This window comes from Bartonella refiksaydamii, assembly GCF_902652675.1.
GTDB classification, from domain to species: Bacteria; Pseudomonadota; Alphaproteobacteria; order Rhizobiales; family Rhizobiaceae; genus Bartonella; species Bartonella refiksaydamii.
The window spans coordinates 20514-40767 of sequence record NZ_LR736299.1 but is presented as its reverse complement, the minus strand read 5'-3'; the positions used below and the strand labels follow the sequence as shown (position 1 = coordinate 40767).

Annotated in this window: 14 protein-coding genes and 2 pseudogenes; 8 read left to right on the top strand and 8 right to left on the bottom strand. The window is 39.2% G+C overall.

Annotated elements, in window-relative coordinates; translation table 11 throughout:
* Positions 1-10: 10 nt before the first annotated feature.
* The 4 genes from GQO39_RS04875 to GQO39_RS04860 form a co-directional block, all read right to left on the bottom strand.
* Complete coding sequence (locus GQO39_RS04875; RefSeq protein WP_156851171.1) at positions 11-922, bottom strand: F0F1 ATP synthase subunit gamma; 912 nt, start codon at positions 920-922, stop codon at positions 11-13.
* 22 nt (positions 923-944) lie between these two features.
* Entirely contained in the window at positions 945-2480 is a 1536-nt protein-coding gene (atpA, locus tag GQO39_RS04870; protein ID WP_156851170.1) for a F0F1 ATP synthase subunit alpha, read from the bottom strand.
* Complete coding sequence (atpH, locus tag GQO39_RS04865) at positions 2480-3064, bottom strand: ATP synthase F1 subunit delta (protein WP_156851169.1); 585 nt, start codon at positions 3062-3064, stop codon at positions 2480-2482. The genes atpA and atpH overlap by 1 nt, the downstream gene beginning before the upstream one ends.
* Positions 3065-3613: 549 nt before the next feature.
* On the bottom strand, positions 3614-5845 hold the full coding sequence (locus GQO39_RS04860; protein WP_156851168.1) for a primosomal protein N': 2232 nt from the start codon (positions 5843-5845) through the stop codon (positions 3614-3616).
* Between the two features lie 349 nt (positions 5846-6194).
* Between GQO39_RS04860 and fsa the strand changes: the two genes are divergently transcribed.
* Positions 6195-6848, top strand: coding sequence for a fructose-6-phosphate aldolase (gene fsa, locus GQO39_RS04855; protein WP_156851167.1), 654 nt, complete (start codon positions 6195-6197; stop codon positions 6846-6848).
* On the opposite strand, the gene lptE is transcribed toward fsa, so the two are convergent.
* Positions 6845-7435, bottom strand: a complete 591-nt coding sequence (gene lptE, locus GQO39_RS04850; RefSeq protein ID WP_156851166.1) for an LPS assembly lipoprotein LptE — start codon at positions 7433-7435, stop codon at positions 6845-6847. The two genes, fsa and lptE, sit on opposite strands and share 4 nt — an antisense overlap.
* Positions 7422-10064 carry a leucine--tRNA ligase gene (gene leuS, locus GQO39_RS04845; protein ID WP_156851165.1) on the bottom strand — a complete coding sequence of 881 codons (2643 nt, stop codon included), beginning with the start codon at positions 10062-10064 and terminating at the stop codon, positions 7422-7424. Before leuS ends, lptE begins: the two co-directional genes overlap by 14 nt.
* A 162-nt stretch (positions 10065-10226) precedes the next feature.
* Here leuS and GQO39_RS04840 point away from each other — a divergent pair, with 162 nt between their 5' ends.
* The 7 genes from GQO39_RS04840 to GQO39_RS04810 all read left to right on the top strand — a co-directional run bounded on the left by GQO39_RS04840 (position 10227) and on the right by GQO39_RS04810 (position 19203).
* Entirely contained in the window at positions 10227-10916 is a 690-nt protein-coding gene (locus tag GQO39_RS04840; protein ID WP_156851164.1) for a YggS family pyridoxal phosphate-dependent enzyme, read from the top strand.
* A gap of 795 nt (positions 10917-11711) precedes the next feature.
* The gene (locus GQO39_RS04835) at positions 11712-11981 is read left to right on the top strand and encodes a hypothetical protein (protein ID WP_156851163.1); all 270 of its coding nucleotides are present in this window, start codon (positions 11712-11714) and stop codon (positions 11979-11981) included.
* Positions 11982-13202: 1221 nt separating this feature from the next.
* Positions 13203-13466: a hypothetical protein gene (locus GQO39_RS04830; protein WP_156851162.1), complete on the top strand. Its 264-nt coding sequence runs from the start codon at positions 13203-13205 to the stop codon at positions 13464-13466.
* Positions 13467-14533: 1067 nt separating this feature from the next.
* Positions 14534-16492, top strand: coding sequence for an acetate--CoA ligase (gene acs, locus GQO39_RS04825; protein ID WP_156851161.1), 1959 nt, complete (start codon positions 14534-14536; stop codon positions 16490-16492).
* Between the two features lie 426 nt (positions 16493-16918).
* Positions 16919-17578 carry a cell division ATP-binding protein FtsE gene (gene ftsE, locus GQO39_RS04820; protein ID WP_007552938.1) on the top strand — a complete coding sequence of 220 codons (660 nt, stop codon included), beginning with the start codon at positions 16919-16921 and terminating at the stop codon, positions 17576-17578.
* Complete coding sequence (locus GQO39_RS04815) at positions 17571-18524, top strand: cell division protein FtsX (RefSeq protein WP_156851160.1); 954 nt, start codon at positions 17571-17573, stop codon at positions 18522-18524. The genes ftsE and GQO39_RS04815 overlap by 8 nt, the downstream gene beginning before the upstream one ends.
* A 34-nt stretch (positions 18525-18558) precedes the next feature.
* Positions 18559-19203, top strand: coding sequence for a YdcF family protein (locus GQO39_RS04810; RefSeq protein ID WP_156851159.1), 645 nt, complete (start codon positions 18559-18561; stop codon positions 19201-19203).
* A 230-nt stretch (positions 19204-19433) separates the two neighbouring features.
* Here the strand turns inward: GQO39_RS04810 and GQO39_RS09460 are convergent.
* Positions 19434-19874 (bottom strand): annotated as a pseudogene (locus tag GQO39_RS09460) (HaeIII family restriction endonuclease).
* A gap of 200 nt (positions 19875-20074) precedes the next feature.
* Positions 20075-20180 (bottom strand): annotated as a pseudogene (locus GQO39_RS09190) (transposase); the annotation flags it as partial.
* Positions 20181-20254: the final 74 nt, after the last annotated feature.

Below are 20254 nucleotides of genomic sequence, written 5' to 3'. Positions count from 1 at the left end.
CCTTTTCAATTTAAAGAGCTTCAGCGCCCGCAATAATTTCGATCAATTCTGTCGTGATTTGTGCTTGACGCTGACGATTATAAGCCACTGTCAACTTATTAATCATTTCACCGGCATTGCGCGATGCATTATCCATAGCACTCATCTTCGCCCCCATTTCACCGGCAACATTTTCAAGCAAAGCCCGAAAGATTTGCACAGAAAGATTGCGCGGCACAAGCTCTTCCAAAAGAGCAACAGCATCAGGCTCATACTCATAAACAATTGATTGAGAACTTTTGTTTTCGTCATTTTTTTCAACGATAGCCTCTCCTTCGACAACCTCTTTAGAAGACAGCGTTGGAATCAAGCCAAAAGCTGTTGGACGCTGATTGATCACGGAAACAAATTCAGAATAAAACAGCGTACACACATCAAATGCTTCCTCATTGAACAAATCAATGATCCGCTGACTGATCATCACAGCTTCTGCAAAACCAATCCGTTTTACAGAATGTAAATCAATATGATCAATCATCAAAGCTTTGTAATCACGCGATAAAATATCAGCGCCTTTTTTTCCCACGGTTAAAATTTTAACGATTTTACCAGCAGAAAGCAGTGTCTTAATCTGTTCGCGCGCACGACGAGCGATTTGTACATTAAAAGCACCACAAAGACCGCGCTCCGCAGTGCATACCACCAAAAGATGCACATCATCTCGACCAGTACCCCGCATGAGAGGTGGTGCATCAATAGCATCAACGTCGGCTGCAACACCAGCTAAAATAGCAGCCATCCTCTGAGCATAAGGACGAGCAGCCTCTGCCGCCTCTTGCGCACGATGTAACCTTGCCGCCGCAACCATTTGCATGGCTTTGGTAATCTTTTGTGTTGCCTTAACCGAAGCGATACGGTCTCTAAGATCCTTCAACGACGCCATTCGAGCATTCCATCAATTCTCATTACGAAAAATTCTTTGCGTAAGACTTAAGAACAGTTATCAATTTATCTTTAAGTTCATCGGTTATCTGTTTTTGGTCAGCAATGGCCTTCAAAAGATCTTGGTAATCACTGCGCAGAAGCGTTAAAAGCCCCTGTTCAAACCGCGCAACATCGGAAACAGCTAAAGAATCAAGATAACCATTCACACCAGCAAAAATAACAACAACCTGTTCTTCTGTTTTCAGTGGAGAAAATTGCGGCTGCTTCAAAAGTTCTGTCAAACGCGCACCACGGTTTAAAAGACGCTGCGTTGAAGCATCCAAATCTGAACCGAATTGTGCAAAAGCAGCCATTTCGCGATATTGTGCCAATTCACCTTTGATCGAACCAGCAACTTGCTTCATCGCCTTGATTTGCGCAGCAGAACCAACACGCGACACAGAAAGACCTACATTCACAGCAGGACGAATTCCTTGATAAAATAAATTGGTTTCTAGAAAAATTTGCCCGTCAGTAATTGAAATCACATTTGTAGGAATATAAGCAGAAACGTCATTTGCTTGAGTTTCAATGACGGGTAAAGCCGTCAAAGATCCAGAACCATTTTCAGCATTCAGCTTTGCCGCACGCTCCAAAAGACGCGAATGAAGATAGAAAACATCACCAGGATAAGCTTCACGACCAGGTGGACGACGAAGTAAAAGAGACATTTGACGATAAGCAACTGCCTGTTTTGAAAGATCATCATAACCGATCAAAGCATGTTGACCATTATCACGGAAATACTCACCCATCGCACATCCAGCAAGAGGCGCAATAAATTGTAATGGAGCAGGATCAGAAGCCGTAGCTGCTACGATAATAGAATATTCGAGCGCTCCACGCTCTTCCAAAATTTTAACGAATTGCGCCACCGTTGAACGTTTTTGACCAATGGCAACATAAATACAATACACTTTGTCTTGATCTCGTCCAGCATCTTTTTCATGAAACGGTTTCTGGTTTAAAAATGTGTCGAGCAAAACTGCTGTTTTTCCTGTCTGTCGATCACCGATCACCAATTCACGCTGTCCACGTCCAATAGGAATAAGCGCATCAATGGCTTTTAATCCCGTCGCCATGGGCTCATGCACAGATTGACGTGGAATAATCCCTGGAGCCTTCACATCAACACGACGACGCTCTGTTGCCTTAATCGGTCCTTTACCATCTATAGGATTTCCCAATGCATCAACAACACGCCCAAGCAAAGCTGGTCCTACAGGAACATCCACAATAGACCCAAGCCGTTTAACGGTATCACCTTCACGAATATCACGATCCGACCCAAAAATCACAACCCCAACATTATCGATTTCCAGATTCAAAGCCATACCACGCACGCCATTTGAAAAGGAAACCATTTCCCCTGCTTGGACATTATCCAAACCATAAACACGGGCGATACCATCACCCACAGAGAGAACCCAACCAATTTCTGAAACTTCAGCCTTTTGGTCAAAGTTTCTGATTTGCTCTTTGAGAATTTTTGAAATTTCAGATGGTCTAATATCCATCAGCTGACCTCTTTTTTCAATGCAAGCTTAAGCGAAGATAATTTTGTTTCAAGAGACGTATCAATCTGAAACGACCCCACACGAATGATTAATCCACCGAGAATTGTTGGATCAACAAGGGCATGTAGCAAAACTTTTCCCCCCACGACACCTTCCAACGCCACACGCAACTCTTGTTCTTGGTGCGAACTCAGTGGGCGCGCAGAAACAATCTGCGCCGAAATTTCCCTACGAGAGAGAGCAACACAACGCTGAAAAGCGTGTAAAATCCCAGACAAAGCACAAAGCCGACGGTTTAGCGCAATAACACGCAAAAAATTACCAACAATCTGACCAGCGCCCTCATCAACAAATTTGATGCGCTCACAAACAGAACGCATTACCTTAACCTGTTCTTTTACTGAAAAGAATGGGCTTTGCACAAAGCGTTTTAAATCTTCATTTTGATCCAAAACAAGCAAAAAAGACGCCACTGCTTTTTCAACCTTTTCCACAATCCCTGCTTCTTGAACAAAATCAAAAAGCGCTTGCGCATAGCGTTGATCCACCAATGGCAACGGTATAAGAGAAAATGAATCCGACACGAAATACCGCCTCTTTCCCTTGAGCGAGTCTCTGATAGTTACCAGATGAAGATAGTTATCAGATGAAATGAATCAGACATCCCAGATTTTAAGAACACCCTTCTTAAAACCTAGAATAAAAAACTTCTCGGTTTCTAGCATAGACATAACAGACTCGCAACACTCCAAATCACTGCTTTTTGAAAATTTTAAATAAAATATTCAAAATATTTTTGAAAAGGATTTTTTACACTACACAAATCAGCACCACAATTTTTTGTGTTTCTTTTTGGCATCTCCTCATAAATTTTGACCCCCATAAATTCTTAAATGTCTTTCCTTGATCATTCATAATCACTCTGAAATCATAAACAAAAAGCTCTCTTTTCAGTATTAAATACTCTTCCACCAAAAGAACTGACAAAAAATCTATCATTTCAAATTTATAAGTAAGCAACAATAATGGGCTATTCCCTTAAACAAAGAGGGAACGTATCTTTTTGCTTAAAATTATTCCTTCTAGAGCATCTTTTAAGCAAATAAACCTCCCCGTTACTTCCCTTGTGTTTTCTAAAGAAAACTTTGCGGATCAATATCAATCTGAACCCGAACTGAAGAAGGTATTTTGGGTGCACTTGAAAGCATTGCACGAATAAAACCTTGTATATCAAAAGAACGTTGCCCTTGCAGCAAAAGGCGAAAACGATAACGCCCTCGAATAAGTGCCAATGGGGCTTCTGCTGGTCCCATTACCGAGATCTTTTTTCCCCTCGGTGCAACTTGACGCAACGCACGCGCATAATGTTCCGCTGCTTGACGCTTTTCTGAAGACACAATCAAAGAAGCAAGTCGCCCATAAGGAGGCAGATGATAATGCTGACGCATAGCAATCTCATGAGTATAAAAATCTTCACCTTGTCGCGAAAGCAGAGCTTGTATTACTGGATGATCAGGTTGATAGGTTTGTAATAATCCTAAACTCTCTAATCCCATACGCCCTGCCCTCCCTGTAACCTGAGATAAGAGCTGAAAAGTACGCTCACTCGCACGTAAATCGCCATTGGCAAGACCAAGATCCGCATCAATGACCCCGACCAGAGAAAGTCCTGGAAAATGGTGTCCTTTAGCAACCAACTGCGTTCCAATAATAACGTCAACCTCCCCATTCGCCACCGCTTCCAATTCGCGCCGCAACTGACCAATCCCGCCTTTGAGATCCGTTGAGAGAATCAACAACCGCGCCTGTGGAAAAAGCCCCCGTGTTTCTTCGGCAATTCTTTCTACCCCTGGACCACAAGCAACAAGATGATCTAATGTCCCGCATTCAGGGCATGCCTCTGGAAGCGGCTGATGATATCCACAATGATGGCATTTAAGCTGTCCTTGTAAACGATGCTCCACCAACCAACTTGAACAGTCACGACAATGAAAACGATGTCCACAAACTCGGCACAATGTGAGAGGTGCATAACCACGCCGGTTAAGAAAAAGCAGTGCCTGTTCACCTTTCTCAAGCGTTTTTTTTAAAGCCCCTTCAAGAGTAGAGGAAATAAAACGCCCCTTTTGCACACCTCCCTTTTCCTCATCTCCTTGACGCATATCAACCACCCGCAATTGCGGAAGGGCAGCTGCTTTAAAACGCGATGGCAAATGGACCCGTTGATAACGCCCCCACAAGACATTTGTCTGACTTTCAATCGAAGGAGTCGCTGAGGATAAAATAACAGGAAAATGCCCGAAAGACCCCCGTGCAACCGCCATATCACGTGCATGATAAAAAATGCGCTCTTCTTGTTTGTAAGCACCATCATGTTCTTCATCCACAACAATCAACCCAAGCTCTGGAAAGGGGAGAAAAAGTGCCGAACGCGCTCCAGCCACAACCCGCACCCGCCCTTCTGCAACCTGCCGCCATACGCGTTCCCGACGACGTGGTGATAAATCTGAATGCCATTCCGCTGCTGCCGCTCCAAAGCGTGCATGAAAACGATCTAAAAATTGTTGTGTTAAAGCAATTTCCGGCAACAAAATCAAAACTTGCTTACCACCTGTAAGCGCTTGAGCAACCGCTTCAAAATAAACTTCTGTCTTTCCCGACCCAGTAACACCATCAAGCAGAAAAACTTGAAATTGAGAAGATAAAACACCTTCCCGCAAAAGACGCGCTGCTTTGCTCTGTTCTCCCTCCAATTGAGGGCAGCAAAAATCAGGATTAGGCAGCGCCACAAGAGCAGGAGCAGGTACCATAACCTCTTCAAAAACCCCAAGCGTCTTTAGCCCCTCAACAACGGAAACAGAAGTTCCTGCCGCATGGGCAAGACCAGAACGTGTCCAAATCTCACCAGCGCGTGCCAACTCTAAAACCCGTGATCGTGCTGGTGTTAAGCGCTCTATCTCTCCCCCACAATACCGCAAACCCAGCATCTGTTCCTCCGGTTCCAAAGCGGACGGAACACACAAAACCAATCGTGCAACAAGACCCAAAGGAGTCATCGTATACCGGCTAACAAAACGCAAGAATGTGATCATCTCCACTTTTAACGGCGGGCAATCAAAAACATGGAGGAGAGAGCGTAGTTTTCTACGAGCCACGGGTGAAACACTTTGCCCATCCTTTGCGGACTGTTCTCCAACATCCACCACAAAACCACAAACTTCTCGCCCCATGACCGGAACACGAACAAAAGAACCAGCCTCTACCTCCATCGAAGATGGAACCTCATAACTATAAGCATGTGCAACAGGCAGAGGTACTAAAATAGAAACAATTTTTCTCTCTGTCATACCCTCATTTGACTTCATCTTTTGTCCCAACTTTTATACAGCCTCTTTTATACTACTATCGTCCTTACACCTTATTTTTGACATATTACCCGTCGCGAAGAATAATCACCTTGTATGATCTCTCATCCCCCCCTCATCAACAATATCTTATCAACGATGAAGATTCTAACGTGCATCTGTTATTGATAGCAGAAACGCCAACGCTATAAACAAACTGTAAGTCCGCATTTTTACCCTTCATATCTTAATTTACCATAGGAAACACGTATTCTCCCTCTTGCTTTTGCGATAAACAATAACGCATAACAAAAATAGAGTGAAACATCAGAAGCTTTGAATAACGAGCCAGAAACCAAGGAGATTTGGCATGAAATTTTTTGTGGATAGCGCCAATATTGAAGAGATCCGAGAATTACAAAATTTAAACCTCGTTGATGGTGTTACCACTAATCCTTCTCTTATCCTCAAATCGGGACGCAATATTCTTGAGGTTACAAAAGAAATTTGCACTCTCGTTAAGGGACCCGTTTCTGCCGAAATTGCAGCAACTGAATTTGAAAATATGATGAAAGAAGCGGCGGTTTTAGCAAAAATTGCCGACAATATTTGCATCAAGCTTCCCTTAACGCTTGATGGCTTAAAAGCCTGTAAAGCTCTCACAATACAAGGATTAAAAACAAATCTCACACTTTGTTTTTCTGCTAACCAAGCATTACTAGCCGCCAAAGCAGGCGCAACATTTATTTCACCTTTTATCGGTAGGCTCGATGATTGCGCAAGTGATGGTGTGGAATTGCTTCATGAAATTCGCACAATTTACGATAACTACAACTTTGAAACGCAAATTTTAGCAGCTTCAATCCGCACCGTTAATCATGTCAAAGAAGCAGCATTAAGCGGTGCAGACGTTGCAACCATTCCACCAACAGTTTTAAAAGCACTGGTCAAACATCCTTTAACTGATCAAGGCTTGCAAATCTTCTCAAGTGATTGGAAAAAAACAGGACAAAATATCGCCTAGTGATTTGAAAGATCTTTTGAAAGCAGCAGTAAAATCTCTTCAGCCAGTTCTTCGGCCACACGCTTTTGCGCATCTTCCTCTGCTTGCAGAGTTGCATATTCTTGACGAAGCCGTTCAAAAGATGTGCTCATGCTTACCGTACTTTCGGCAATAAGAATATTTTTCATATCTTGCAAGATATAGGAAACTTTACCCATCACGGTTCCAACGGAAGGTCGCCCCTCTCTTTTTCTATCGCGATCCACCTCTATCTGTACGGAATTTCGTGTAAACGTAGATGTTTTCAATGCTAATTGATAAGCCGGAGTAGAAGGTTTCCGCCCATTTCCATAAAGCAGAAACAGCAAATGATTGCGTACCATTTGACCAAAACGATCTGACGGTTCTGCTACGACAATGGAAGCTAGTTTTTCGGAAAGATTCAAAGATTTTGATTTTTGAGATGAATTATCAAAAACTGAATCCACAGAATCTATTGTTGTCGAAATCTCAGATACCTGACGATAAAGTGGTTCAATTATGCACCCACACAAAAGCGTGGACAAACCAGCTAAACCCACAAAAATAAATTTTCTAAACAACGACATTCACAATCCTTTTTGGAACAATAATTATTTTTTTAACGGTTTTTTCGACCAGATGTGCCTTTACAAAATCAAGAGCTAGAACAGCTTCTTCAATCATCGCTTCATTTGCTGTTGCCAAAACAGTCACTTCACCACGCTTTTTACCATTAATCTGTACTGGCAAAATATAGGAATCTTCAACAATTAATGCGGAGTCATAAACAGGCCAAGGAAGCTCACAAATCAAATTTTTTCCTCCCAAAGCAGCATGACATTCCTCTGCCAAATGAGGCATTATAGGTGCAATCAGGACAAGGAAAAAATCTATTGCTTGACGCAAAGCTTCCTTCATCTCATTCTCAACATTCTCTACCTTATTTAGTAAAGGCGCCATAATATTCAAGAATTCGTAAAGGCGCGCAATGGCGCGATTAAAGGCGAACTTTTCCAAATCATCTTCCACGGCGTGGAGCGTGCGATGCGCCACTTTTGAGAGTTCCAAAGCCGCACCCTGACGACCAGCACAAGGCGCCACTTCTCTTAAAATCGGAGCACTCAAAGCCACACAACGCCAAATGCGTTGCACAAAACGATGCGCTCCTTCAACACCAGATTCTGTCCAAATAACATCCCGCTCAGGAGGAGAATCTGACAAAACAAACCAGCGCACAGTATCGGCTCCATAGGATGCAATAATATCATCAGGATCAACGACATTCTTTTTTGATTTTGACATTTTTTCAATCAAACCAATCGTCACCTCACTTTGATCGGTCAATTTATAAGCCTGACGTTTTCCATCCTTTTCAACAATAGAAATTTCTTCTGGTGAAACCCACCCTTGGTCATCGCGATAGGTTTCATGAACGACCATCCCTTGGGTAAAAAGCCCTTTAAAAGGCTCATCAACAGTCACATGCCCACTCAATTTCATAGCACGCATAAAAAAGCGCGAGTAAAGAAGATGGAGAATTGCGTGCTCAATTCCACCAATATATTGTTGCACAGGCAACCATTCAGCTATCGCTTGTTTGTCGACAGGTTCTTGTGCAAAAGGTGCAGTAAAACGCGCATAATACCAAGAAGAGTCCACAAATGTATCCATGGTATCAGTTTCGCGTCTAGCAGACTGACCACAGACAGGACAGGCAACCTTTTGCCATGTTTCATGACGCGCAAGAGGATTGCCAGGCTGCTCAAAAGTGACATCATCGGGCAACACAACCGGTAAATCAGCACGCGGAACCGGAACCACTCCACAAGCCGCACAATGGATCATCGGAATAGGACACCCCCAATAACGTTGACGCGAAATCCCCCAATCACGCAAGCGAAATTGCACGGTCTTTTTCCCCTGAGGCTGCCCTCCAAGCATTTGCCCCTCAAGCCGTTTAGCTGCTGCTTCAAAAGCTTGTTGCGATGTCAAACCATCCAAAAAGTCTGAATTGATCATCACCCCATCACCAGTATAAGCCGTTTCAGCAATCACAAAATTTTCCCTCTCAACCCCCTTTGGCAAAACCACTGGTCGCACCGAGAGACCATATTTACGTGCAAAATCCAAATCTCTCTGATCATGGGCAGGACACCCAAAAACAGCCCCCGTTCCATAATCCATAAGCACAAAATTGGCGATATAAACGGGGATATGCACCGTTGGATCAAAGGGATGAACCGCCATAAGCACTGTGCGAAACCCTTGTTTTTCAGCTGTTTCAAGTACAGCAGTTGTCGTACCCCCACACCGACAATTTTCGATAAAAGCATCAAGCGCTTTATCCTTTTGCGCTAAAGCTTTTGCAATGGGATGATCAACAGACAGCGCCAAAAAAGCAGCACCAAAAAGCGTGTCAGGTCGTGTTGAATAACAGACAACTTCGTTAAATTCCGCACACCCATCAACAACATCATCTACCGTCTTCAAAGCCCAACGAATCAGCAAACCTTGTGACTTACCAATCCAATTTTTTTGCATAGTGCGAACTTTTTCCGGCCATTGATCAAGCTCTTCCAGCCCTGCCAGTAAATCTTCACTAAAATCACTAATTTTGAAAAACCACTGCGTCAATTCACGCTGTTCAACCAACGCGCCAGAACGCCACCCCCGACCATCAACAACCTGCTCATTTGCCAAAACGGTGTGGTCAACGGGGTCCCAATTCACCTTAGCCACTTTGCGTGCAACCAACCCCTTTTGATAGAAATCAAGAAACAGCATTTGTTGACGATGGTAATAATCCACATCACAAGTCGCAAATTCACGCGACCAATCTAATGAGAGCCCTAATTTCTTTAATTGCCCGCGCATCACAGCAATATTTTGATAGGTCCACGTTTTGGGATGCACTTTATTTTGCATAGCAGCATTTTCAGCCGGCATCCCAAAAGCATCCCACCCCATGGGATGAAGCACATTAAACCCCTTTGCACGTTTATAGCGTGCAACGACATCTCCCATAGCATAATTACGCACATGCCCCATGTGAATACGCCCTGAGGGATAAGGAAACATCTCTAAAACATAATATTTTTCACGGCAATCTTCCCCCGCGGTCTGAAAAATCTTCTTTTCATCCCAAATCGCTTGCCATTTTTGTTCGTGGGCACGAGGATTATAGCGTTCACCTAAATTATAACGTTCAATCGTCATTTCTATTATACTCTTTATAAAATTGAACTAAAAAACTTGTTTTATGCTTGACCATGGATTACCCCCAACGTCAACATTTTCAGTGAATATTTCACTAAGTATTTTTCAAAGTTTTTACAAACCATTATTTTATTGCTAAATAAAAACAGAAAGCACGAAAAAATGAGCACCCACACTATCCCTCATGCCCCTTCCATTGAAGCATGGAAAAACCTTCAAAAAGACATTGCTGAGACATGTAAAGACTATAATCGCTCTTTAGAAGAGGTACAACTTCTCGCTGTTTCAAAAACCGTCTCGGCAGATGACATATTCCCCCTTTTGCAAGCAGGTCAAACGCGCTTTGCAGAAAACCGCGTGCAAGAAGCCATGAGAAAATGGACACGCTTGCGTCAACAGTTTGAAAATATTGAACTTCACCTTATCGGCCCCTTACAATCGAATAAAACAGCAGAAGCTGTCAAAATTTTTGATGTCATTCAAACAGTTGACCGCGAAAAAATAGCTAAAAGCTTGGCCGAAGAAATGCAAAAACAAAAAAGAATTCTCCCCTGCTATGTTCAGGTCAATATTGGCTTAGAACCGCAAAAAAGTGGAGTTGCACCGCAAGAAGTGCTTCCTTTCATCACCCAGTGTAAAAATCACTACGGACTTAATATTATTGGTCTTATGGCAATCCCACCCGTAGAGGACAACCCCGGCCCCTATTTCGCACTCTTAGCAAAACTCGCAAAAAAAGCTGGTCTTCCAAAGCTTTCGATGGGCATGTCCAACGACTTTAAAACAGCTCTTCAATTCGGCTCTAACGTCCTTCGCATTGGTTCTGCTTTATTTGGAAACCGCCCTCTCTAATCGCCTCTCCACTGAAATATACCACAAAAAAGAACCCATTTGTAATAATGAGAACGATAAAAGTGCATGAGGTACATTACACACTCATAGAAAAGAGTACCACAAGAGACATGATCACAAAAAACATTCAGAACAGCTGTCGCAATAGCTCTCCTTAAAAAACACAGATTATATTAACCTCTCCAATCCGTGTAAACAATTCACCCACTTACCAAGTGTGCAAAGAGCAGACAAGGAAAAGCTTAAAACATGGGTGTCAATACAACCTCCCAATTCTAGAGCAAGCCTACCAACTCAACAAGCCCCTAAAGTGCCGATAAAGTACTAAGAGCTATACGCAACAGCATGATAGCATTCACAAGAATAACATTCAGACTTTCCACACACTGAAAAAGCAAAACGCCGTCGATAATTGCCTAAAAATAAATGAATTTACCCAGTACATGCGCACGAGACAATAGTAATGCAACTGAATTCAATGACAATGTAAATATATTTCTTCGTGCTCTTTATAAACCAAGAAAAAAATACCAATTTTTCAGCATTTCCTATTTTGTTATTTTGTTAAAAGAATATTGTAAACAATCTTATATCTTTACCGTATTGTAAACAAAATATACTATTTATTAAAATAATATTTTGTATTCTATAATATATACATAATGTATTTATTATTTATACAGTGTTTTTATTGCTATAAAGCAAAATTATGTTTAACATCCTAAAAAGGGAAGTGATAGGCATTTGCATGCATTATTATAATACGTTTATTCCAAAATTTAAAGGAGGATTTATATGCGTAATTTTGGTTCAGGCTTAGTTTATACTATAAATGATTCAACACCTGTTTATGGAAATGCATGTAGTACTAATGATTTTATGTCTCACATGAATTCACAGGGTCTTCAAATAGGGGGTCCGGCAGGAATAAGCGGAGCATTGTTAGGTGGTATAGCTGGAGGACCAGCAGGTGCAGTTTCAGCTGGAATCGCAAGTTTCACAACGGGATATATAGGAGGTGCTGTCTGGGGCTTCGGACAAAAAGCTTATGAATGTTGGTTCTAATTTATAGATAATAACTACAAAGATATCTCTGAAATCAATAATCTTGTAAACATATTTGAAAAAATATATCAAAATTAAATATCTATATCTATAGATAAAATATTTTTCAGAGATATCTATTAGTATCATATAATATAATTAGGATTTTGTTATAATGGATATTCATTATGAAATCATAAGACTTTTTCTCATGCTAATTATAATCACTCCTATAATTGCCACTTTTTCTAAAATATTTAGTGGTTGGAGTTGGAAATTATCTATAACGTTAGCATTATCGTCAATTATTATATTCTTTATTTCTGATTTTTCCCGTAGATATTTTGGTTTATATTAATGTTTATTGAATAAATTTCGAGAAAAATTAATAAACTTAATTTTATAGATATCTATTATGTATCATATATTACAATTAGGACTTTGTTATAATGAACATTCGTTATGAAATCATAAGATTTTTTTTTATGATTGTTGTATTTGTCTCTCTATATGCTACTATTGCTAAATTATTCTATAATCGTAGTTGGAAATTATCTATCATAACAGCATTATCAGCAGGAATTGTTTTTTTTATTTTTGATAGTGTGTGTAGATATTTTGGTTTATATTAACATTTATTGAACAAATTTCAAAAATGTTGAATAAAATATTTTTCAAAGATATCTATTATTATCATATAATATAATTTGGATTTCGTAATGTCATATTTTACTCATAAAATTATTGAATCGTTCATGGTAACAGTTTTCTTTGGTTTAATGTATCTTTTTTATTATAAATTTATTTCTTACAGTTAGAAAGATTCTCTAAAAAACTCATTATTAACAAGCCTTCTATTTTTTATTATTAGTATTTTATTTAACTATATTGGTTTATATCAAGTTTTGAGAAATTTTTATAATGGATATTTATCATAAATTCCTAGAGGCATTATTTCAAACAATTGCATTTGGATTATTACTTACAATTATTTTGAAATTTAAAGGATATAAGATTAAAAGTATTATTTATAATGATTATATCTTTACGGTATTGTAAAAAATATACTATTTATTAAAATAATATTTTGTATTCTATAATATAGACATATATATTTAGTGTTTATAAAGTGTTTTTATTGCTATAAAGCAAAATTATGTTTGACATTCTAAAAAGGGAAATGATAAGCCTTTGCATGTATCATAGTGATACTGTTTTTAATATCTCACAAGGAGGATTTATATGAGTAATTTTGGTTCAGGCTTAGTTTATACTATAAATGATTCAACGCCTGTTTATGGAAATGCATGTAGTGCTAATGATTTTATGTCTCACATGAATGCACAGGGTTTTGATTTTGTAATTGCAGGAGGACTAACTGGGGCAGCAGCGGGTGCTATATTTGGTCCAGGTGCACTTATGGGTGGGCTTGCGGGCGCCACGACTGGCTTCTTCGGAGGTTTTGGTTTGGGTTTCGTAGAGAAAGCTCGTGAGTGTTGGTTCTAATTTAAAGAGAATAGCTACAAAGATATCTCTGAAGTTAGTAATTTTATAATTGTTTTCAGAAAAATAGCTAAGTTATATTGTCTACAATTATAGTTAAGATGGACTTCAGAGATATTTATACTTTATAATCACATATATTATAATTTGGATTTCGTAATGTCAGATTTTACTCATAAAATTATTGAATCGTTGATGGTAACAGTTTTTTTTGGTTTAATATATCTTTTTTATTATAAATTTATTTCTTACAGTTGGAAAGATTCTCTAAAAAACGCATTATTAACAAGCTTTATATTTTTTATTGTTAGTATTTTATTTAACTATATTGGTTTATATCAAGTTTTGAGAAATTTTTATAATGGATATTTATCATAAATTCCTAGATGCATTATTTCAAACAATTGGAGTTGGATTATTACTTGTAATTATTTTGAAATTTAAAGGATATAAGATTAAAAGTATTATAATAAAATTATTATTTATAATGATAATATATTTTACTCTTATGTTTTTATACAGATTAATTAAATAGCTGTAAAATTATTATCCATTCCATTATATATATTTCTATTTTTGTTATTTTTTAACATCTTTTCTTGCTCTCAATCCCATCTCCCAACACCATCCGTGAATGGCATAACGCAAAACATGATAAACCTGTGTCATCACAATATTCGCACTTCGGGAATGGCTTTACAAATGACGCCCATAACCTATGAACGCCCTCATCCCATCTATCTTTAATTTTTTATACGAAGTTTTTTAAACTTTCATTTCTTTATTCGTTTATAAAAAGCTCTATAAAATAATATGCTCTTTTGTATTTTATACAATTTACATCTCTTTATGATGATATACTTTATTGCATTTAAGCATCCTAAAACAGCATAAAAACGCCCTCTTAAATAAAAACGTAAAGACAAACTCACCAGATTTGAAAAATTAACTATTCCAATATTTGTAATTTAGTCTAATCTCAAAATGAAAAGCTTATTGGGAAAACTCTGCCAAAAACACAAAAATACAATGACTGATTTTTCCAAACAATAAATGAGGAGAGGGAACATATGTCTGAAAAAATCTATCCAATACCAGATAATATCAAAAAAAATGCTTTGATTGATGAAGAAACTTACCACCAATGGTACCGAGAAAGCATTAATGATCCAGAAAGCTTCTGGGCAAAACACGGTCAACGCATTGAATGGTTTAAGCCTTATACAAAAGTAAAAAACACTTCATTTAATGGAGATATATCCATTCAATGGTACGAGGATGGAATAACAAATGTTGCCTATAATTGCATTGACCGCCATTTAAAAAACCATGGTGATAAAATTGCCCTGATTTGGGAAGCAGATAACCCTTATCATGATAAAAAAATAACCTATAAAGAACTTTATCAACATGTCTGTCGTTTTGCCAATATCTTAAAGAACCACGGTGTAAAAAAAGGCGACAAGGTTACCATTTACCTCCCCATGATCCCTGAAGCAACCTATGCCATGCTCGCCTGTGCCCGCATTGGCGCCATTCATTCGGTCATTTTTGCGGGGTTTTCTTCTGAAGCAATAGCACAACGTCTTGTTGATTGTGAATCAACCTTCATCATTACCGCCGATCAAGGCTTGCGTGGAGGCAAACAGATAAACTTAAAAGAGACCGTTGATTATGCTATTGAGATTGCAGCCCACCAGAACGTGCATGTCAATCAAGTCATGGTCATACGACGCACCAGTGGAACAATTCATTGGGTAGAGGGACGTGATTTTTGGTACCATGAAGAAATACCTCATACCAAAACAGATTGCCCAGCAGAAGAAATGAACGCTGAAGATCCCCTATTTATTCTGTACACCTCGGGGTCGACAGGCAAACCCAAAGGTGTTTTGCATACAACAGCGGGCTATCTCGTTTATGTATCGATGACACATCAATATGTTTTTGATTATCATCCTCATGAAATTTACTGGTGCACTGCCGATATTGGCTGGATTACCGGTCATTCGTATTTGGTTTATGGACCTCTATGCAACGGTGCCACCACTCTCATGTTTGAAGGAACACCAACCTTTCCCGACAAAGGTAGATTCTGGGAAATTGTCGATAAACACAAAGTCAATACGCTCTACACAGCACCAACTGCTATTCGTGCCTTAATGGGTGCAGGCAATTCATTTGTCGAACGCTCAACAAGAACATCCTTGCGCCTTTTAGGCACCGTGGGCGAACCCATTAATCCAGAAGCATGGGAATGGTTTTATCATATCGTTGGAAACAATCACTGTCCTATTCTCGATACATGGTGGCAAACAGAAACGGGTGGGCATATGATCACTCCTCTTCCCGGTGCAACAAAGCTTAAAGCAGGCTCAGCCACCCGTCCTTTTTTTGGTGTTCAACCTCAAATCATTGATACCCAAGGAAATGTTCTGGAAGGTGAAGCAGAAGGCAATCTCTGCATTATTGACTCATGGCCCGGACAAATGCGCACCCTTTATAATGACCATGCGCGCTTTATTGAAACGTATTTTTCCACATATAAAGGGAAATATTTTACAGGCGATGGGTGTAGACGCGACAGAGATGGCTATTATTGGATTACAGGACGGGTTGATGACATACTCAATGTCTCTGGACACAGGTTAGGAACAGCTGAAATTGAATCAGCGCTTGTTCTTCATCCTGCTGTTTCAGAAGCAGCAATTGTCGGTTACCCTCATCCCATTAAAGGACAAGGAATTTACAGTTTTGTCACCTTAATGGAAGGCACAACCCCAAGTGAAGCATTGCAAAAAGAGCTGATTAAACATGTAAGAAAGGAAATCGGCTCCATTGCCATATTGGATAAAGTTCAGTTTGCTCCTCAGCTACCCAAAACACGATCAGGAAAAATTATGAGACGCATTTTGCGAAAAATAGCCGAAAATGATTTTGATAATCTAGGAGATATTTCAACCCTTGCCGAACCACAAGTCGTTGATGATCTTATTGCCAATCGCCAAAATAGAGAAGCCATTGCTTAATGCAAAGCACCAACGGTGGCTTTAGCATTCCTGCTAAAACCACCGGTGAAGGGTAAAGAGGAAAACATTCAGAATTGTGAAGTATGAATTCTAACAAAAACTTGGAGAGAGAAAAGCCAAGCACCCTTTTTCAACCGGCAAACGAAAACAATCACTGCTAAACCAACAAAACTCGAGTGAGCGTCCTCATGTTTCTGCTAGAAACACCTTGGAATTCCTGCTAAAATCATAAATAAAGGTGAAATAAGGAGATGTAACGATCAATAATATTTTCACAAGCAATATTTCTCAACAACAAATGAGAAATTGTGAAAGAAAAGATAAAGATATTGAGAACTGTAAAGTGTAAACCAAACAAGAGCCTAAAGCAATGAGAGCAAAAGTCCTCGCAGTGGTGCAATATAAAAGCAGAAGTGGTAACGAAAAGTGATTCATTTTGAGAATGTCGGTCTGCGCTACGGAATGGGCCCTGAAGTCCTTCGTGATATTAGCTTTCATATTCCTCCCGGATCATTTCAATTTCTCACAGGCGCCTCTGGAGCAGGTAAGACGTCGTTGATGCGTCTTATGTTTTTGGCTCTCAAACCAACCCGCGGTCATATTGACCTCTTTGGAAACGATACAGCATTGCTCAAACGACAAGAGCTTCCCGCACTACGACAACGTATCGGTGTCGTTTTTCAAGATTTCCGTCTCCTTGATCATATGACCACTTATGAAAATGTCTCTTTACCTTTACGCATTAAAGGGCAAGAAGAAGCAACTTATCGCAGCGAAGTGGAAGATCTTCTCTGTTGGGTAGGCCTTGGAGATCATATTCATGTTTTACCACCGGTTCTTTCTGGCGGTGAGAAACAAAGGGTAGCCATTGCGCGTGCACTCATTGACCAACCCGAAATCCTGCTTGCCGATGAACCGACAGGAAATGTTGATCCCCCTTTGGCAAAACGCCTGCTCCGTTTGTTTATAGAATTAAATCGTTTTGGAACAGCGGTCGTTATCGCCACCCATGATATCGCATTGATGGAACAAGTCGCAGCACGGCGTATGCTTCTCCATAACGGACGGATGACAATTCATGAATAAGTCTTTCCCTATTTTTACAAACAATCAAAAAAACGCAACAGCTATTATTCCCAGCAGCAACATTTCTGGTCAAGCGCTGGTTGCAGTGATTGCTATTATGACATTTCTCTCAAGCCTCACATTAATCGGTGTTGATTTAGTACAACGTGCTGCTAACAGTTGGAGCAATCAAATCAGCTATGAAGCAACCATTCAAATACGCCCCATTGAAAATGTTGATATCGAAAAAACCCTTCGTGATGCAGTTAAATTGGTTAAAACATTTCATGGTGTACAAGACGCCAACATTGTTGACCAAACAGCTACAGAAAAATTACTAGAACCATGGCTTGGAACAGGATTAAACTTAAATGAACTGCCTCTTCCTCGCCTTATCATCGTAACACTGAAAGAGAATGAAGAAATCAACTTTCGTGCAATTAATGACGCTATTAAAACACAAATTCCAGGAGGTCAGTTTGATGATCACCGTGTTTGGGTGAATCGTTTTTCAACAATGGCACATACAACTGTTTTTATTGGTTTTTCAATCTTAACATTGGTTCTAGCCTCACTGATACTCACAATTATCTTTGCCACACGCAACGCGCTGGCAGAGAATGCGCATATTATCAATGTCTTATATTTTCTTGGCACTGAAACCCTTTTTATTGCGCGACAATTCGACTGGCATTTTTTTAAAAATGCACTACGCGGAGCATTATACGGTGGTATCACAAGCGCATTTCTATTTGCTGCTTTTACCTTGTGGACCAACTACAACCTAGGGAAAGCAGAAACTAGCCAAGTAACCGCTTTGTTCGGATATATTTCTATAAGTTCTCTTCCTTATGGAAAAATCATTGGCCTCATTTTTTTCGTTTCTTTACTTACCACGTTTACAAACCGGATGACTATTCTAGCACAGCTAAAAAAAATAGATCAATGTGAAAATGGCTTATTTTAATTTTTATAACTCACGACTCATATAATTTTAAATTATGACGCAAAGCAGTTTAGAGCACCCCCAGCAAAAACGTCGCATAGGCAATCTATGGCATCTTTGCTGCTTGTTGCGCTATTTCTCACCGACAGCACTTGCCCTTTTAATGGTCATTCTCCTCTTTTGTGTTGGTTTTGTAGTTTTTTCTGAAAAAACCGAACGACTTCAACCACCAAATCCTTTGCCAAAAGCCGATGCAATCATCGTTCTTACAGGAGGAGAAAACCGCATAGAAGAAGGGTTAAAACTCTTACAAAAAGGACTTGGTTCGCGATTATTAATCAGTGGAGTAAATACTACAACCAATCTTCAGAAACTGAGTCATAATACGTATATTGTCCCACAGCTCTTTAACTGTTGCGTTGACATCGGGCATAAAGCAACTAACACAAAAGGAAACGCTGAAGAAAGTGCTACTTGGATCAAAAAAAACAACTACCAAACAGTTTATATCGTCACCCATGATTACCACATGTGGCGCTCTTTGCGTGAACTTAAATATCTCATGCCTAACATTAAGTTCATTGCTTATCCTGTTAAAAAAAGCGGCAATGAAAGCGCAATACAACAGATCAATCAAATACGCATTCTTATATTCCAATATATCAAAACAATCGATGTCTATATCAGAACCGCATTTTAACCTTTACGCACTAATTTTCTGAAAATTTTCCAAAAAGCTCTTTGCACCACGTATTCACGTATTTAAGAGAGCATTTATATCATAGACACAATGAGCTCTTTCTACACAACAGTCATCACTAACACCGCTCTCTTCATAGCAATTCCTTTTGGTATGAATCATACCTTTTTGAACTAAAATCTCCCCTCTGAAATCTTATTTTATGCAAAAATTAGAAATTATATACATAACTAGACAACTGGAATTTGATGGCTAATTACCTGAGAAGATAATCCTACAAATTGAATATCAAATTTTAATGAAGCTTCTACTTTACTCGATGCATTATGAATTCTAAAAGAAATGCTCCAGCCATCTTCAAAAATTATAATGAGTTTATTTTTACTTTCTGGTTTGATTGCTACAGATAAGATTGTGCTTGGAATTCTCCATTTACGACCATATCCTAGAGTACCATTCAAATTAAAAGACTGAATAATAACCTATTTTTGTTTAGATCTCGTATCTATTATAATCTTATAAAAATCATAAGAACCTGTAATATGCTGAAACAATAGTTTTACAAATTTATCTTGATAATCTAAACAGAGCCTTTGAAATTCTTTAGAGAAAGCCTCCAAGATTAGAAAATAAATTCTATTCTCTTTGTCATCTATATCCCTAAAAAGCATTTTTTATTTCTGAGTTCTGCTAAATAATCAAAAACAGGCTTAATTTCATTGAAATAGAGACTTCTAGAAGATCTCTTTGACTTATCATTTTTCTCATACTATCAGCTCCAAGTATCGGATTCTCTTACCTACAGTTATTTTAAGCAGATACCCAAAGCGTTCATCAAGTTTCATAGAGACCGCATCATAGCAGAGTGTCAACTCGTTAACATATCCTTGCAAGTGTTTGCTGCTGAAATTGCAATAAATTCCGTAATAACTGTGCTTTAAAATAGCCAACAAGGATTCGACTCCATTTGTACCAGCTTTTTCCGTTCATATAATCTCCAATGCACTTGCCAAACTGTTTTATGTTCATAAGAAACGAATTTTGGGGATCT

Bases quoted from the DNA above. Each gene is read 5' to 3' on its own strand.
- GQO39_RS04875 (WP_156851171.1), bottom strand. From the start codon at position 922: ATGGCGTCGTTGAAGGATCTTAGAGACCGTATCGCTTCGGTTAAGGCA.
- atpA (WP_156851170.1), bottom strand. From the start codon at position 2,480: ATGGATATTAGACCATCTGAAATTTCAAAAATTCTCAAAGAGCAAATC.
- GQO39_RS04860 (WP_156851168.1), bottom strand. From the start codon at position 5,845: ATGAAGTCAAATGAGGGTATGACAGAGAGAAAAATTGTTTCTATTTTA.
- fsa (WP_156851167.1), top strand. From the start codon at position 6,195: ATGAAATTTTTTGTGGATAGCGCCAATATTGAAGAGATCCGAGAATTA.
- lptE (WP_156851166.1), bottom strand. From the start codon at position 7,435: ATGTCGTTGTTTAGAAAATTTATTTTTGTGGGTTTAGCTGGTTTGTCC.
- leuS (WP_156851165.1), bottom strand. From the start codon at position 10,064: ATGACGATTGAACGTTATAATTTAGGTGAACGCTATAATCCTCGTGCC.
- GQO39_RS04840 (WP_156851164.1), top strand. From the start codon at position 10,227: ATGAGCACCCACACTATCCCTCATGCCCCTTCCATTGAAGCATGGAAA.
- GQO39_RS04835 (WP_156851163.1), top strand. From the start codon at position 11,712: ATGCGTAATTTTGGTTCAGGCTTAGTTTATACTATAAATGATTCAACA.
- GQO39_RS04830 (WP_156851162.1), top strand. From the start codon at position 13,203: ATGAGTAATTTTGGTTCAGGCTTAGTTTATACTATAAATGATTCAACG.
- acs (WP_156851161.1), top strand. From the start codon at position 14,534: ATGTCTGAAAAAATCTATCCAATACCAGATAATATCAAAAAAAATGCT.
- GQO39_RS04815 (WP_156851160.1), top strand. From the start codon at position 17,571: ATGAATAAGTCTTTCCCTATTTTTACAAACAATCAAAAAAACGCAACA.
- GQO39_RS04810 (WP_156851159.1), top strand. From the start codon at position 18,559: ATGACGCAAAGCAGTTTAGAGCACCCCCAGCAAAAACGTCGCATAGGC.